Genomic DNA, 14,811 nt, shown 5'->3' on the forward strand with positions numbered 1-14,811 from the left:
CGGCCCCGGGGGGGGTTCCCCCCCGGGGGGGGGGGGGGGGGGGGGGGGGGGGGGAGACATCGCGCGGCTGTCAGTGGGCGATACACGCGCGCGAATGGGGACCTTGGTCTGGAGAGGTCGTGCCGATGCGGAGGCGGACGCGTCCAGCCGCGCCGCCGGGATCAGAGAAGAGAGGGATCTCAGATTTTTGTCGCCGAAAAATGGGTTTCGGGCGACAGAATGAAAGGTCAAGTCAATGAACATCGTTGAAGTTCGTGAAATCAACGGTCGCCTCGAAGGCCGCATCGCCACCCGCACGATCGATCTCCCCCGGAGCGGGCTGCGCAAGGTCGAGAGCATGAATCCCAGGGCGCCCGCCTATGAAGTCATCGCCCTCAGATCGGCAAGACCGTAACGTATAATTATTCAGCCTATCTCCAGGCCAATTATCGCCTGACCGACCGGCTGACGCTGACCGCCGGCGGGCGCTATATCAGCATCCGGCGCGCATTCGATTTTCAGGGCGTCAACTATGACCTGGACGGCCATCCGATCGATCCGACGTTCTATCCGCAGGTGAAGACAGGCGGCGCGATCCCCGCGCTGGGCGTCACTGTCGCCGCGACGCAGGTAAATTTCGACAATAGCGGCGTGCTCAACAAGAAGACCTGGCATGCGTTCACGCCGAAGGCAGGCATTTCCTACCAGGCAACGCCGACGATCTTCCTGTTCGCCAACTATGCCAAGGGTTTCGACGCGGGCGGCTTCAACAACCGCGCGCTTAACCTTGCCACCGCGCTGCCCTATGATCCTGAGACGGTCAATGCGTTCGAGATCGGATTCAAGACCGACTGGTTCGATCGCCGGCTGAGGGTCAACGCGACAGGTTTCTATAACGACTATAAGGATCTGCAGACAGCGGTGTCGGCGTTCAGTCCGATCTCCGGCACCTATGTCAGCACGCGCGGCAATGCGCCGTCAGCGCACACGCAGGGCTTCGAACTGGAAACCTCGGCAGAGCCGACCAACAATCTGTCGCTGGCTTTCAATGTCACCTATCTGACAACCGAATATGACGATTATTCGGCGCCGGCGCTGGGCACCGTTCCCGCCTATAACTATACGGGCAAGCAATTTCCCGGCCAGCCGAAATGGCAATATTTCGCGTCCGCCGACTATTCGATCCCGATTGAGGGGCTGGGCGCGATCAAGTTCGGCGGCAGCGTCAACTGGCAGACCGGCTATTTCTCCGACCAGCTCAACAATCCCCAATATCGGATCGGTTCGAAGCATTTCCTAAATGCCTTCATCGGTTTCCAGACTGCTGACAAGCGGTGGGATTTCACGCTGACGGCGCGCAACATCGGCAATGAATTTTATTATTCCACGCTCACCCCGATCGGCACGGCCATCAAGGCCGGGCCCTATGCGGGCACCTTGCTGCTGCAAGGCGCTCAGAACCCGCCGCGCACCATCTTCTTCAAGGTCGGCTTCAAATATTGATCCTTTCCGCCCGCGGTCACAAGCGGCTCTTGCGTGGCCGCGGGCGACCTGCGCTCCTCATGATCCCTCAGTCCCCGCCATGAAAGAAACATTCCTGTCGGGGCCGGGCGCACATGGCGATCAAGCTGGGATAGGCCATGTTCGAGACTTGGGTGATACACCCCGCGATGCGCGTTACCCTCCATGAGGCGGCGCGCGCGCTTTTGCATGAGGACGATCCGATGGATTTCCTGGCGATCATGACGGCTGGAACTTGATCTGCGGAAGAGCTATATCGGGCTTATGGCAAAGCAGAGCAAAATGGCTTCGGCGAGCATGCGCGACGGAAAGACCGGGATTATCATCGGGCCTGCGGGCTCGAAGCGCACGCGGACGGTCACCACCAAACTGGGTAATGTGACCGTCAGTGCCCAGAAGCCGTCGGCCGCGCTCGTCAAGGATAATGTCAAGCGCAGCTCCCAGGCGTTGGAGCGTGCCGCGGCCCGTATCGTGCGGGGCGGGGTGGCTATTCCTCAGCGCAAGAATGTGCCGCTCTATTCGGTTGCTGAAGATAATCCCAAGATCGTCATCCGTAAGCTCAACGGACAGGTGAGTCGCGGCCAACTTGTCGACGGCAAGTTTCAAGAATTGCGTGACGGCGCTCAAGGGCGCGGTAGACCAGATACTTTCCGCACAGGTCAGGACCGACAAGCCGCTCGCGATCATTCTGGCCGGTCATAACGGGTCGGGCAAATCGACGATATGGCGCAAGATTCTTGCGCAAAAGCTCCAGCTGCCGCTGCTGAACGCGGATCGCATGATGCTTTCGATTCTGCCGGAAGCCTAGGGGGACGGATCGCTTGTGGACTGGGCGCAGGAATTGCGCGACACAAACCTCGGCTGGATGCAGGTGGCGCAAAATGGCGTGAAGGCGTTCGCCGCGCATGCCATGGCCGAGAAGGTGCCATTCGCAACCGAAACCGTCTTCAGCCATTGGGAAGAGCGGCCTGACGGCACGGTCGCCTCGAAACTCGACACGATAACCGATCTTCAGGCGGCGGGTTATTTCGTCCTGCTGTTTTTCGTCGGTCTTTCGAACGCCGATCTGTCCATATTGCGCGTCAGCCAGCGCGTGCTTGAACATGGCCACGGCGTCGACACCGGCAAACTCGTCTCGCGGTTTCCCAGGACGCAGAAGGCCATATCGCACGCGCTGGGCGTGGCCGACGCCTCCATATTGACGGACAACAGCCGTGACGAAAAGCGGGCCTTCACCGTGTGCCGGGTCCAGCTTGGCGGCGAAGCGCTTTATGACCTGCGGGATGGCGCGGACAAGGTCCCACTGGCCATCACCGAGTGGCTCGACGTCGTGAGCCCGCTCGCCTGATGAAGGGGCAGTTGATCGGGAACGGCTGTTGATATTTGCATGCGAATAGCTGGAACAGGCAGGTCAAAGCCTGCCGCATTCGCAACCCGTCCGTGTCTACGCGCAAATGGGCTATGGCGGCGACTTCGGTTCAGCAGACTGAATTCGAGGAAAATGTCCCACCGATCGCCGCCTGAACCGCGGTCGAACCTTGCGGTCCGGTCGCGCTGAGGCCGGTACTGTCCGCCGGCGCTGCGGTCAGTCGACGAAGATGGCCTGGAACACGATCTTGTCGTCGCGCACGATGAAGGCGTCCTTGCCCGAGACCTGCTGGGGCTGCCCCTTGAACTGGACCCAATGCAGGATGACGCTGTCCGGGCCGGCCGGTTCGATGGTCGTTTCCATCGCCTTGATGCCGGGATGATGATCCTTGTCGGTCAGCGTCGTGAAGACGCGCCGCGCCTGCGCCTGACCCGAATAGATGCCCGGCCCCTTGGCCGGCGCCTGATCCGCGACCAGCCCCTGGGGAGTCACGACGACGGTGTCCGCGGAATAATCGTCCATGATCGGCTGCAGCTTGCCGGCTTTCATGCTCTCGACATGACGGGCGACCACTTCGGCGGGTGTGGCGGCTTGGGCGGCCCCGGCCAGGCAGAGACTGAGGAGGGTGGCGAAGGGGAGGCGGAAGTCCATGACGGCGGGAGCCTTTCTCAAGCATTTTCGGGGGGAAGGGTGGGTTGCGGGCCGGTCATCCCTCATAGGGGATGCCCGCTTCATGATCGCGGATGATCTGCCTTACGGCGTCGGGCTTCACGGGCAGCTTGTTCTGATTGGCCTGGAGCCAGGCGAAGAAGTCCGCCTCGATCGCGTCGGTCCAGCGGGTGTCGATCTGGCCGGCGGTATATCTGCCTTCGCGCAGGCGCATATGGCCGAACATATCGCGCAGCCGCGTATTCTCCGACAGCTTCACCACCTTTTCGGCCAGTTGCGGCGGGATGAACAGCACGCCGCCGTCCCGGCCCAGCACGACATCGCCGGGCATGGCGGTCGCCTTGCCGATGCGGATCGGACCGTTGATGCCCACCATCGTCGAATTGAGCCGCGCGCCCGTCGCCATGGCGCCGAAATGATGCGACGGATCGTAGGAGCGGACGAAGGAAACGAAATTCGGCAGTTCCCTGAGGCCGTTGATGTCGCGCACCGCGCCGTCATAGACGACGCCGTTGCCGCTGCGGGCGTAGATGGCGTTGCCGACATTGTCGCCGATCGATGGGCCGTCCTGCTTCAGCCCGAAATGGTCGCTGACATAGACGTCGCCCTTTTGCAGCATGTCGACCGGCCAGGCGTTCATGGCGCCCTTGCGTCCGTCGTCGGCGCCCTGCTTTTCCAGTACGGTCTGGATGTCCGGGCGGCCGGGCAGCCATTGGGAGGTCAGCGCCCGACCGACCAACACCTTGTCGGGGAAGATGGACAGCCAGCCATCCTCATATTGATGGTTGAAGCCGGCGCTGCGCAGCGTCGCCCAGGCTTCCTCCAGAGTGACTTCCCGCATCCGCTCCAGAATGTCGTCGGGGACCTTCGGCCGTCCGTCCGGAAAGCGTTCGCCGGTCCAGGCCGGCGTATGGCGGATCACCTGTTCGCGCGTGAAGAAGCCTTCCTCGGCCAGCGCGTGCTGCGGCAGCAGCATGGCCGCGAAGGCGAGGGCGGCGCCCTTCAGCCGCCGGTCGAATCCCATGGCTCGGTATCTCCCTATCCTGTGCGTGGTGCAGCGCCGATCCGCGCGGCGGCCGGTCGGACCTTCCATTCTAGAATTCCGGCGGCATCTGGTCGTTCGCGCCGCCGCGCGGCACCTCGACCCCTGCGGCCCACAGTATTCCATTCACCAGGAACCGGCGTTGCTGCGGATAGAGGTGCATGTTGTCATGGAAGTCGTTGCCGCCCCACACGACCGAACGTCCGCCGTCGGGCCGCTCATAGGCCCAGGCGACCGGACCGCCGGTGCCATTGGCCGCCTGTGACGGCCGGGCGGTGAGCAACGGGGTGCGGCGGGGGTTGTCGGGCAGGAAATAGCGCGCGTACATTTCCTCCCGCGGCGTCCAGGGCTTGACCCCGCGCAGGATCGGATGCTTGCCGGGGATCGGCCTGATCGCCCATGTGTCGACGGGATTGTGCGAGACATAGGGAATCCAGACGCCGCCCAGCCAATCGTTCAGATAGAGGCGGCCTGCCCGGTTATCGACGAACATCGTATAATGATAGACGACCAGCCCCGTCTTCCTGCGCTTCAGAAGCGCGTCGAAACCCTTGAGCGCGGCACTGGTCTCGGCATTATAGCCCAGACCGTCCGTTTCGGCATATTGCTGGAAGATCGCGCCGGTTTCGCGCTTCAGCCAGTCGCCATTGCCGTCGATCACGATGGCGTCGGCCGCCTCCAGCATTGCCAGATCCCGCGGCTTTTCTCCGACGATGACCTGCGTCTTCACCTCTCGCGCCGCGCCGGAATGTTCGAGCAGCCAGGCCAGTTCGCGCAGGTCCTTCTCATATTCATGGCGGCCGGGCGCGCCATGCTGCTTCGGTCCCGCGAATAGCAGGATGCGCACGGGCGGCAAGGGCGCCGTTCCAGCCGGCATCGGCAACAGGAAAGCGACCGCCATGGCCGCCAGCGCCGCACCCACCGGGCGCGGAGTACGGGAATGGCTTCGCTTCCTGCCCGGCGGAGCAGCCATATTGCGGACCTTGCGGGCCCAGCTCGTGAACGTCCCTTTCAACTCATCCTCACCAGCAAAGATATGTATCGCGACTCTCTCGGTCGATCCTATCCTATATGATCTGCCACAAAGTGATGGACATACCAAGACCCCGCCGCATATTTCCTGCGATCATGTCTTGGAGTTGTTCGGGGAGTGTTGGTGCACGCGCGTCTGCCACTGGCTGAGACAGAGCAGATCATGCCGCTTCTACCGGCCATCTTGTGCCGGATCTTGGCTTGAAGGCATTCACTCCACAGCCTGAACGCCTTTAGTCGGAGCGAACCATGGCTGATCGCGATTTGGAAGTGTCTGCTTGGCCGTCCTTACCGGGGAGGGGAAAGCCTCCGCAATGCCTGGCTGACCGCGAAGGCGATGAATGCCTTTTCGGAAGAGCGGGTGGGATCTGCCAATGGCCTGATCACTTATGTGGCCATGCCTTATTTCAATGACGCCGTCAGTCCGGCGGGCTAACCGCAGATCGCCCGCACGCGCCGATGTTCCTCTGCCGCCGGTAGAAATCGCGCCGGGACCGACGCGGGGGTTCCCGAATCATGCAAATCCTTCTTTGATGCTCTCAGGCTGCGCGATCAAATCGCGATGCGATATATGAAGATGAAGGTCAGATGGAAGCAGACGGCGCCATATTGCAGGATGAAGATTATGCGGCGCTGGCGGAATTCCGCTTCGCTCTGCGACAGTTTCAGGCGTTCAGCAGCGAGCGGGCGGCCAGGGTGGGACTCACCCCGCAGCAGCATCAGGCCTTGCTCGCCCTGCGCGCTGCGCCGGCCGAGGATGCGACCGTCGGCTATGTCGCACGGCGGCTGTTGCTAAAGCCCCACAGCGCGACGGGGCTGGTCGACCGGCTGGAAAAGCTGGGGCTGGTGACGCGCCATGCCAGCGCCACGGACCGGCGGCGCGCGCAATTGCAATTGACGCCGGACGCGCTGGACCTGCTGGCGAAGCTGTCGGCCACGCATCGCGATGAGATCCGCCGCTTGCGTCCGCTGCTCAACCAGTTGCTGGCGCGCTTTGCCTAGGAAATTTCAGCTCCCATGATAGCGGTGGAAAGCTGCTCCAGCCCTTGCGGCAGGACATGGCTTGCGGGCCCAGCCCGCTACCCACGTCGGTGGTGCAGGCGCGGAACCGCGTCGGATTGCCGGCGGACCAGGCTGTAGTCCATTCGCGCCAACCCCCGCCCGTCCACTTCTTCCCCGCCCTTCATGGCATCCGCCAGCAGGGTCATGGCGGCCCGGCTCATGTCGCGAATCGGCTGGCGGATGGTGGTGAGCGTGGGCCAGATCGCGGCGGCAAGCGGCGTGTCGTCGAAACCGCAGACCGTCAGATCGGCCGGCACGCTGATCTGACGCTGATGCGCGATGGTGATGGTCGCCGCGGCCATATCGTCGTTGCAGGCGAAGATCGCTGTCGGCGGCGTCTTCAGGCTCAGCAGATGCGCCGCCGCCTCCAGCCCGGACCGGTAGCTGAAATCGCCCTCGACGATATAATCTTCCTCAACCGGCAGGCCTTGCGCGGTCATGGCGACGCGAAAGCCCTCCAGCCGTCGCGCGCTGGAACGGTGCTGGGAATTGCCCTGGATGAAGGCGATGCGGCGGTGGCCGAGGTCGATCAGATGCCGCGTCATCTCGCTCGCGGCCTGGCGGTCGTCTATCGCGACCACCATCATGCCATGGTTCTCGTCCGGCGCGATCGCGACCCAGGGAATGCCCTGCCGCCCGAGAGCCTGCGCCAGTTCGTCCCAGTCGCACAGCGGCGGCGGCACGATGACGCCGGAAACGCGCGCCTGAAGGACCTGGGCGACGATGTCCTCCGCCGTGGCGCCCATCTCGCACTGTTCCACCACCAGGTGGAGGTGATGCTTCGCCGCCTCGTCCAGCCCGCCCAGCAACAGTTCGCCCAGATAGGCGGAGGTCGTCGTATTGCGGTAAAGCAGCGCCACTCGCCGGTCGTCGCCCCCGGCCAGCGCCCGGGCGGAGACATTGGGCGCATAGTTCAGTTCCGCGATCGCCTTTTCCACCCGGGCTCGGGTCTGGGGGCTGACCCAGCTCTGCTTGTTCGCGACGCGCGACACGGTCATCACGGACACGCCGGCCCGCGCTGCGACTTCCCGGATTGTCGGCGGCTTACGTTCGTTCATGGTCGTTCACCGCCTAGCCTTTGCGGCCCTTGAAAGCCAGTCATGGATTGCCCGGCGCATAGGGGAAAGCGAGCGATTTGTACCAGTTCAGATCATGTTCCGGCGGTGCCGTGCCCGCCGGCAGCGGGCGTTTGGACCGCGTCTGGAAATAGGCGATGCTGGCATCGCGCCACCATTTCGCCTCGCGATGCTGGATGCCGAGGAAGGACTGCGTCTGGGCGAAGCGTTCCGCATCGACATAGGGGCGCAGGCTGTCCCACGTCCTGCGCATGGCCGCGACATAGGCGACCCCCGCGTCATAATGTCGGATGAGGCCGTTCCACAGGGTTTCGCCCGATTTCAGCTTCGCATCCCAGCCGACATGGTGGAACCAGAGGAGGTCGCGTTCCGGCGTCGTCTTCGGGTTGGCGAGCATCCTGGCGACCGGCGGGGCATATTGGGCGATGGCGTTGCTGCCGGTCCTCGTCCGGTCGAAGCCGATCCCCTGCGCGTCCGCCTTGTGATAATAGACCGGGTTCCATTCGGGCCGGGCAAGCTCTGAAATCCAGGGAGCCGGGCCGTAATGATGGCCGGTGCCCATGACATGGGACAGGCCGAGCGGGGTCATATAGTCGACCGCCGCCTCCCGGGATCCCATCATCATGGCGACGACCGGATCGACCACCTTCGCATCCGTCGAGAAAGTCTGCGCCGCCCATTCGCGTGCGATCGCCTCCGCCGACAAATCCGGGTCCCAGGCAAGGCGGCCGAAGGCATACCAGTCCGCCTGGTTGAAGATCGATCCGCTCCAGTCGCGGTCGGCGCCGATATTGGCGACGCCGGCAATGCCGGTCAGCCTGTGGCCCTCCAGCGACCCGTCGATCACCCTGGCCACGGTCGACCCCTTGCCGCGGGCGAAGGTGTCGCTTTTCAGCGTCTCCTCGAACAAGGGGCCGAGATAGGTGAGGTGGGTCGACTGGCCCAGATATTCCTTGGTGATCTGGAATTCCATCATCAGCGGCGTCCGGGGCATGGCGCCGAACAGAGGATGGAAGGGTTCGCGCGGCTGGAAGTCGATCGCGCCGTTCTTCACCTGCACCAGCACATTGTCCGCGAACTGGCCGTCCAGCGGCTTGAAGTCGTTATAGGCCTGCTTGGCGCGGTCGTCCGGATTGTCATGCGCATAGACGAAGGCGCGCCACATCACGATGCCGCCATGCGGCTTCACGGCCGCGGCCAGCATGTTCGCGCCATCGGCATGGGTGCGCCTGTAATCCTGCGGCCCCGGCTGCCCTTCGCTGTTCGCCTTCACCAGGAAGCCGCCGAAATCGGGAATGGCCCTGTAGATTTCGTCGGCCTTCGCCTTCCACCAGGCGGCGACTGCCGGGTCGAGCGGATCGGCGGTCCCGAGGCCGGACAGCTCCATCGGCGCGGTCCATTTCACCGACAGATAGACCTTGATGCCATAGGGCCGGAACACGTCCGCCAGCGCCGCCGCCTTGGCGATATAGGGCGCGGTCAGGCTGTCGGACCTGGCGTTCACATTGTTGAGCACCGTGCCGTTGATGCCGATGGAGGCATTGGCGCGGGCATAGTCGGTGTATCGCGGCCCCTTCCAGTCGGGCAGGCGCCACCAGTCCCAGATGGATTGCCCGGCATAGCCGCGCTCCACCGTGCCATCCAGATTGTCCCAATGGTTGAGCAAGCGCAGCTTCATGCGCGGCGCGCTGCGGATGTCGAGCCGGTCCAGCGGGGCGCCCGTTTCCGCCAGCCGCAAATAGGCATAGGCCCCATAAAGAAGTCCGGCATCGCCATTGGCCGCGATCACCGTCACGGACTGGCCGTCCAGCATGACCGAGCGAATGGCATAGCCCTCTTCGCCCAGCCCATCGAGCTTCACCGGCAGATCGGGGGCGGAAGCCGGAGTCGCCAGCCAGATCGCGCCATTCATGGGCTTGTCAGCCAGCGCCGGCGCCGCGCCATTCGCGCCCGCAAGGCCGCGCATCAATTCATCGCGGGCGGCCAGCGCAGTCGCACCGCGGCCCGGCGCAACGACCGCCGTGGCGTGCCGCGCCAGATTGCCGCCATCCTGCACCTTTTCGTGCCGCAGCCACAGATCATAGCCGTCCTCCGCCATGGCGGGCGCCGTCATCACGGCGGTGGCGACGGTCCAGCAGAACAGACGCGCGAACATAGATCCCCTTTCCTCTCCTTCCCGTCTTCGCCCGAACCGACGCTTCGGATCGAAGGGCATTGACAGGCCGCTCTTGTCTGAGCAATGATAACGCTATCAGTTGGGATGCGGCAAGCAAAAAGCTGGAAGCCGCCGCAAAAAAAGGGGAGAGGCTGTTTCGTGATCCGGTTCCGCAAGCTGTTGGGCGCGGTTTCGCTGCTGACGCTGACGGTCGCGACGCCCGCCGTCCCCGTTCTGGCGGCGCCTGCGTCGACGGGCGCGCGTCCGCTCTACAAGGATGCTTCCGCCCCCATCGAATCGCGGGTCGACGATCTGCTCTCCCGCATGACGCTGGAGGAGAAAATCGCCCAGATCACGGCGGTGTGGACCGACAAGGTCAAGATTTTCGATGAGAGGTTGCAGCTCGACCCATCGAAACTGGCGCAGATCTTTCCCCATGGCATGGGGCAGTTCACGCGCCCGTCCGATGCCAAGGGGGCCTATTCCCCCCGCGAAGTTCCCGGCCGAAATCCGCGCCAGACAGTGGCGCTGGTCAATGCGCTGCAACGCTGGGCGACGACGCGGACGCGGCTGGGCATTCCGATCCTGTTCCATGAGGAAGGACTGCACGGCTATGCGGCTGTTGGCGCTACCAGCTTTCCGCAGTCGATTGCCCTGGCCTCATCCTGGGACCCTGACATGCTGCGTGAGGTGAATGCCGTCATCGCCCGCGAAATCCGCTCGCGCGGCGTCAGCCTCGTCCTTTCCCCCGTGGTCGACATCGCCCGCGATCCACGCTGGGGCCGGATCGAGGAAACCTATGGCGAAGACCCCTATCTGGTCGGAGAAATGGGGGTGGCCGCTGTCGAGGGGCTGCAGGGCAAGGGGCGTTCGCGCCTGCTGCCGCCGGGCAAGGTGTTCGCGACGCTCAAGCATCTGACAGGCCATGGCCAGCCCGAAAGCGGCACCAATGTCGGTCCTGCGCCGGTTTCCGAACGCGAACTGCGCGAGAATTTCTTTCCGCCCTTCGAACAGGTGGTGAAACGCACCGGGATCGAGGCGGTGATGGCCAGCTATAATGAAATCGACGGCGTGCCCTCCCACGCCAATCGCTGGCTGCTGCGCGATGTGCTGCGCGGCGAATGGGGCTTCAGGGGCGCGGTGGTCAGCGACTATTCGGCGATCGACCAGTTGATGAGCATCCACCATATTGCCGGCGATCTGGAACAGGCGGCGGGGCGCGCACTGGATGCGGGCGTGGATGCGGACCTGCCCGATGGCCTCTCCTATGCGACGCTCGGCCGGCAGGTGCGCGAGGGCAGGATCAGCGAGGCGCTGGTCGACCGCGCCGTGCGGCGCATGCTGGAACTGAAATTCCGCGCGGGCCTGTTCGAAAATCCCTATGCCGATGCGACGGCGTCGGAGAAGATCACCAATAATGCGCAGGCCCGCGCATTGGCGCTCAAGGCGGCGCAGCGCTCCATCACCCTGCTCAAGAATGACGGCATGCTGCCGCTGAAGCCGGAGGGCAGCATCGCCGTCATCGGCCCCAGCGCCGCCGTGGCGCGGCTGGGCGGCTATTATGGCCAGCCGCCGCATAGCGTCTCGATCCTCGAAGGCATCAGGGCCAAAGTCGGAACCCGGGCGAAGATCGTCTTCGCGCAGGGCGTCAGGATCACGGAGAATGACGATTGGTGGGCCGACAAGGTCGTCCGGTCCGATCCCGCCGAAAACCGCCGCCTGATCGCGCAGGCGGTCGAGGCGGCCCGTCATGCCGATCGCATCGTCCTGACGCTGGGCGACACGGAACAGTCGAGCCGCGAAGGCTGGGCCGACAATCATCTGGGCGACCGGCCCAGCCTGGACCTGGTGGGCGAGCAGCAGGACCTGTTCGACGCGCTGAAGGCGCTGGGCAAGCCGATCGCCGTGGTGCTCATCAACGGCCGCCCTGCCTCCACCGTCAAGGTTTCGGAACAGGCGGACGCCATTCTGGAGGGCTGGTATCTGGGCGAGCAGGGCGGCCATGCCGTGGCGGACGTGCTGTTCGGGGACGTCAATCCGGGCGGCAAGCTGCCGGTGACCATCCCGCGCTCGGCGGGACAATTGCCGATGTTCTACAATGCGAAGCCCAGCGCGCGGCGCGGCTATCTCTTCGATACGACCGATCCGCTCTACCCCTTCGGTTTCGGCCTCAGCTATACGAGCTTCGACCTGTCCGCGCCGCGACTGTCGACCGCGAAGATCGGCGTCGGCGGCACCGCCAGCGTCTCGGTCGACGTGCGCAATGGCGGCCTGCGAGAGGGCGACGAGGTCGTCCAATTATATGTGCGGGACAAGGTCAGTTCCGTCACCCGGCCGATCAAGGAGCTGAAGGGATTTCAGCGCGTGACGCTGAAGCCCGGCGAGGTTCGCACGGTGACCTTCACGGTCGGGCCGGAGGCGCTGCGGATGTGGAACGATCATATGGACCGCGTGGTCGAGCCGGGCGATTTCGAGATCATGACCGGCAACAGTTCGGTCGCGCTCAAATCGGCAACGCTGACGGTGGTACCATGAACGGTTTCGCGCGCCGGCAGGCGCTGGGCCTGCTCGCTTCGACCTCGCTGCTCGCCGCCGCGCCCGCCGCCGCGAAGGGGAGGGGCGGGCCGCTCTACAAGGATGCTTCCGCCCCCATCGACCTGCGCGTCAGGGATCTGCTGGCGCGCATGACGCTGGAGGAGAAGGTTGGCCAGATCATCGCGCTCTGGGCGACCAAGGCCGACATCATGGACGATCTGACCTTCTCTCCCGCCAAGGCGAGCAAGGCCTATCCCGACGGCTTCGGCCAGATCACCCGCCCGTCCGACCGCCGCGGCGCGCCGAACGGATCGACCCAGGCGGGCGGCGTGGGCGCGCGCTGGCGGACGCCGGCCGATACCGTCGCCTTCATCACCGCCGTCCAGAAATGGGCGACGGAGGAGACGCGGCTCGGCATCCCGGTGCTGTTCCATGAGGAGGCGCTGCACGGGCTCATGGCGACAGGGGCGACCATGTTCCCCATGGCGATCGGGCTCGCGGGCAGTTTCGACCGCCAGTTGATGGAGGATGTCCAGTCGGTCATCGCTCGCGAGGTGCGGGCTCGCGGCGTCCATCTGGCGCTGTCGCCGGTGGTGGACATTGCCCGGGACCCGCGCTGGGGCCGGATCGAGGAGACCTTCGGTGAAGACCCCTATCTCTGCGCCGAGATGGGCGTGGCCGCCGTGCGCGGCCTTCAGGGCGAGAGCAGCCGGATCGGCCCGGACAAGGTCATGGCGACGCTCAAGCACATGACCGGCCACGGCCAACCCCAGAGCGGCGAGAATATCGCGCCCGCGCCGATCTCCGAACGGGAACTGCGCGAGAATTTCTTTCCACCCTTCCGGGAGGTGGTGAAGCGCACCGGCATCGCCGCCGTCATGCCGTCCTATAATGAGATAGACGGCGTGCCTTCGCACCAGAACCGCTGGCTGCTGAACGACATATTGCGCGGCGAATGGCGTTTCGACGGCGCCGTCGTCAGCGACTATGGGGCGGTCCACGAACTGGACAGCATCCACCATGTCCAGCCCGACCCGGAGGCAGCGGCACGCGCCGCGCTGCGGGCGGGCGTCGATTGCGAACTGCCCGATGGCCAGACCTATCGGACGCTCGTCGAACAAGTCCGCGCGGGCAAGGTGCCGCTGGAGGCGGTCGATCTGGCCTGCACCCGGATGCTGACGCTCAAGTTCCGCGCGGGCCTGTTCGAAAATCCCTGGCCGCGCAAGGATCATGAGCGGCTGACCGGCAATGCGGAGGCGCGCGCGCTGGCGCTGAAGGCGGCGCATCGCTCCATCGTGCTGCTCGGCAATGACGGCACGCTGCCGCTCACGCCCGGCGCGCACCGGCGGGTTGCGGTGATCGGTCCCAATGCCGCCATTGCGCGACTGGGCGGTTATAGCAGCGTCCCGCGCCAGACCGTCTCCCTGCTGGAGGGCGTGCAGGCGAAGCTCAAGGGCAAGGCGGAGGTCGTCCACGCCCAGGGCGTCTTCATCACGCGGAGCGAGGATCGCTCTGCGGACGAGGTGCTGCTGGCCGATCCGGCGGAGAACCGCGCCCTGATCGCGCAGGCGGTCGAGGTCGCGAAGACGGCGGACATCGTCCTGCTCGCCATCGGCGACACGGAACAGACCAGCCGGGAAGGCTTTGCGAAGAACCATCTGGGCGACCGCACGAGCCTGGACCTGCTGGGCGAGCAGAACGACCTGTTCGCCGCGCTGAAGGCGACCGGCAAGCCGGTGGTGGTGTGCGCCATCAACGGCCGCCCGCCCAGCTATCCCACGGTTGCGGAGGGCGCCAATGCGCTGCTGGAGTGCTGGTATCCGGGGCAGGAGGGCGGCACCGCCATGGCCGACATCCTGTTCGGGGACGTCAATCCCGGCGCGAAGCTGCCCGTCGCGGTGGCGCGCGACGCGGGGCAGATACCGATCTTCTACAACCGCAAGCCATCGGCCCGGCGCGGCTATGTGTTCGAGGATATTTCGCCGCTCTTCCCCTTCGGCTTCGGCCTCAGCTACACGCATTTCGAATTCGGGCCGCCCCGCCTGTCGTCGCCGCGCATCGGCACGGGCGGCGAGGTGACGGTGGAGGTCGACGTCCGCAATGCCGGGCAGAGGGCAGGGGATGCGGTCGTGCAGCTTTACGTTCGCGACCAGACCGCCAGCGTCACCCGGCCGATCAGGGAACTGAAGGGCTTCGAACGCATAACGCTGGCCCCCGGCGAGAGCCGCGCCGTGCGCATGACGCTGGGCCCCGCCGCCTTCGCGCTCTGGAATCTCGACATGGAGGAAGTGGTCGAACCCGGCCTGTTCGACGTCATGACCGGGCCGGACAGCGAAAATCTCCAGAAAACCACGCTCGAAATCATCTGAAC

Annotated in this window: 12 protein-coding genes and 1 pseudogene; 8 read left to right on the forward strand and 5 right to left on the reverse strand. The window is 64.7% G+C overall.

The window, feature by feature from the left end:
* Positions 1 to 235: 235 nt before the first annotated feature.
* The 5 genes and pseudogenes from A8G00_RS22125 to A8G00_RS22140 form a co-directional block, all read left to right on the forward strand.
* Positions 236 to 388: pseudogene (locus tag A8G00_RS22125) on the forward strand (DUF736 domain-containing protein); the annotation flags it as partial.
* A gap of 56 nt (positions 389 to 444) precedes the next feature.
* Positions 445 to 1,482, forward strand: a complete 1,038-nt coding sequence (locus A8G00_RS22130) for a TonB-dependent receptor (RefSeq protein ID WP_253258061.1) — start codon at positions 445 to 447, stop codon at positions 1,480 to 1,482.
* Between the two features lie 282 nt (positions 1,483 to 1,764).
* The gene (locus A8G00_RS22135; protein WP_216365656.1) at positions 1,765 to 2,202 is read left to right on the forward strand and encodes a hypothetical protein; all 438 of its coding nucleotides are present in this window, start codon (positions 1,765 to 1,767) and stop codon (positions 2,200 to 2,202) included.
* Complete coding sequence (locus A8G00_RS25945; protein WP_216365654.1) at positions 2,114 to 2,308, forward strand: zeta toxin family protein; 195 nt, start codon at positions 2,114 to 2,116, stop codon at positions 2,306 to 2,308. Before A8G00_RS22135 ends, A8G00_RS25945 begins: the two co-directional genes overlap by 89 nt.
* Before the next feature lie 33 nt (positions 2,309 to 2,341).
* Positions 2,342 to 2,848, forward strand: a complete 507-nt coding sequence (locus tag A8G00_RS22140; protein WP_216365655.1) for a hypothetical protein — start codon at positions 2,342 to 2,344, stop codon at positions 2,846 to 2,848.
* A 237-nt stretch (positions 2,849 to 3,085) separates the two neighbouring features.
* On the opposite strand, the gene A8G00_RS22145 is transcribed toward A8G00_RS22140, so the two are convergent.
* From A8G00_RS22145 to A8G00_RS22155, 3 genes are all read right to left on the reverse strand, one after another.
* A complete protein-coding gene (locus tag A8G00_RS22145; protein ID WP_044662922.1) occupies positions 3,086 to 3,520 on the reverse strand; it encodes a hypothetical protein in 435 nt (144 codons plus the stop codon).
* Between the two features lie 55 nt (positions 3,521 to 3,575).
* Complete coding sequence (locus A8G00_RS22150; RefSeq protein ID WP_103001702.1) at positions 3,576 to 4,562, reverse strand: RraA family protein; 987 nt, start codon at positions 4,560 to 4,562, stop codon at positions 3,576 to 3,578.
* Positions 4,563 to 4,632: 70 nt separating this feature from the next.
* On the reverse strand, positions 4,633 to 5,502 hold the full coding sequence (locus A8G00_RS22155) for a ThuA domain-containing protein (protein WP_253258058.1): 870 nt from the start codon (positions 5,500 to 5,502) through the stop codon (positions 4,633 to 4,635).
* Positions 5,503 to 6,200: 698 nt separating this feature from the next.
* Here A8G00_RS22155 and A8G00_RS22160 point away from each other — a divergent pair.
* Positions 6,201 to 6,614 (forward strand): MarR family winged helix-turn-helix transcriptional regulator, encoded by a 414-nt coding sequence (locus A8G00_RS22160; RefSeq protein WP_099186732.1) that lies wholly within the window; start codon positions 6,201 to 6,203, stop codon positions 6,612 to 6,614.
* Between the two features lie 77 nt (positions 6,615 to 6,691).
* Here A8G00_RS22160 and A8G00_RS22165 read toward each other — a convergent pair whose 3' ends face one another.
* Entirely contained in the window at positions 6,692 to 7,732 is a 1,041-nt protein-coding gene (locus A8G00_RS22165) for a LacI family DNA-binding transcriptional regulator (protein ID WP_103001703.1), read from the reverse strand.
* 40 nt (positions 7,733 to 7,772) lie between these two features.
* On the reverse strand, positions 7,773 to 9,905 hold the full coding sequence (locus A8G00_RS22170) for an alpha-glucuronidase family glycosyl hydrolase (RefSeq protein WP_103001704.1): 2,133 nt from the start codon (positions 9,903 to 9,905) through the stop codon (positions 7,773 to 7,775).
* Positions 9,906 to 10,064: 159 nt separating this feature from the next.
* Here A8G00_RS22170 and A8G00_RS22175 point away from each other — a divergent pair, with 159 nt between their 5' ends.
* Together A8G00_RS22175 and A8G00_RS22180 are read left to right on the forward strand one after the other, a co-directional pair.
* Positions 10,065 to 12,440: a glycoside hydrolase family 3 N-terminal domain-containing protein gene (locus A8G00_RS22175; protein WP_103001705.1), complete on the forward strand. Its 2,376-nt coding sequence runs from the start codon at positions 10,065 to 10,067 to the stop codon at positions 12,438 to 12,440.
* Positions 12,437 to 14,809 (forward strand): glycoside hydrolase family 3 N-terminal domain-containing protein, encoded by a 2,373-nt coding sequence (locus A8G00_RS22180; protein WP_103001706.1) that lies wholly within the window; start codon positions 12,437 to 12,439, stop codon positions 14,807 to 14,809. Before A8G00_RS22175 ends, A8G00_RS22180 begins: the two co-directional genes overlap by 4 nt.
* The last annotated feature ends 2 nt before the right edge of the window (positions 14,810 to 14,811 follow it).

The organism is Sphingobium sp. SA916, from assembly GCF_002894065.1.
Taxonomy (GTDB): Bacteria; Pseudomonadota; Alphaproteobacteria; order Sphingomonadales; family Sphingomonadaceae; genus Sphingobium; species Sphingobium fuliginis.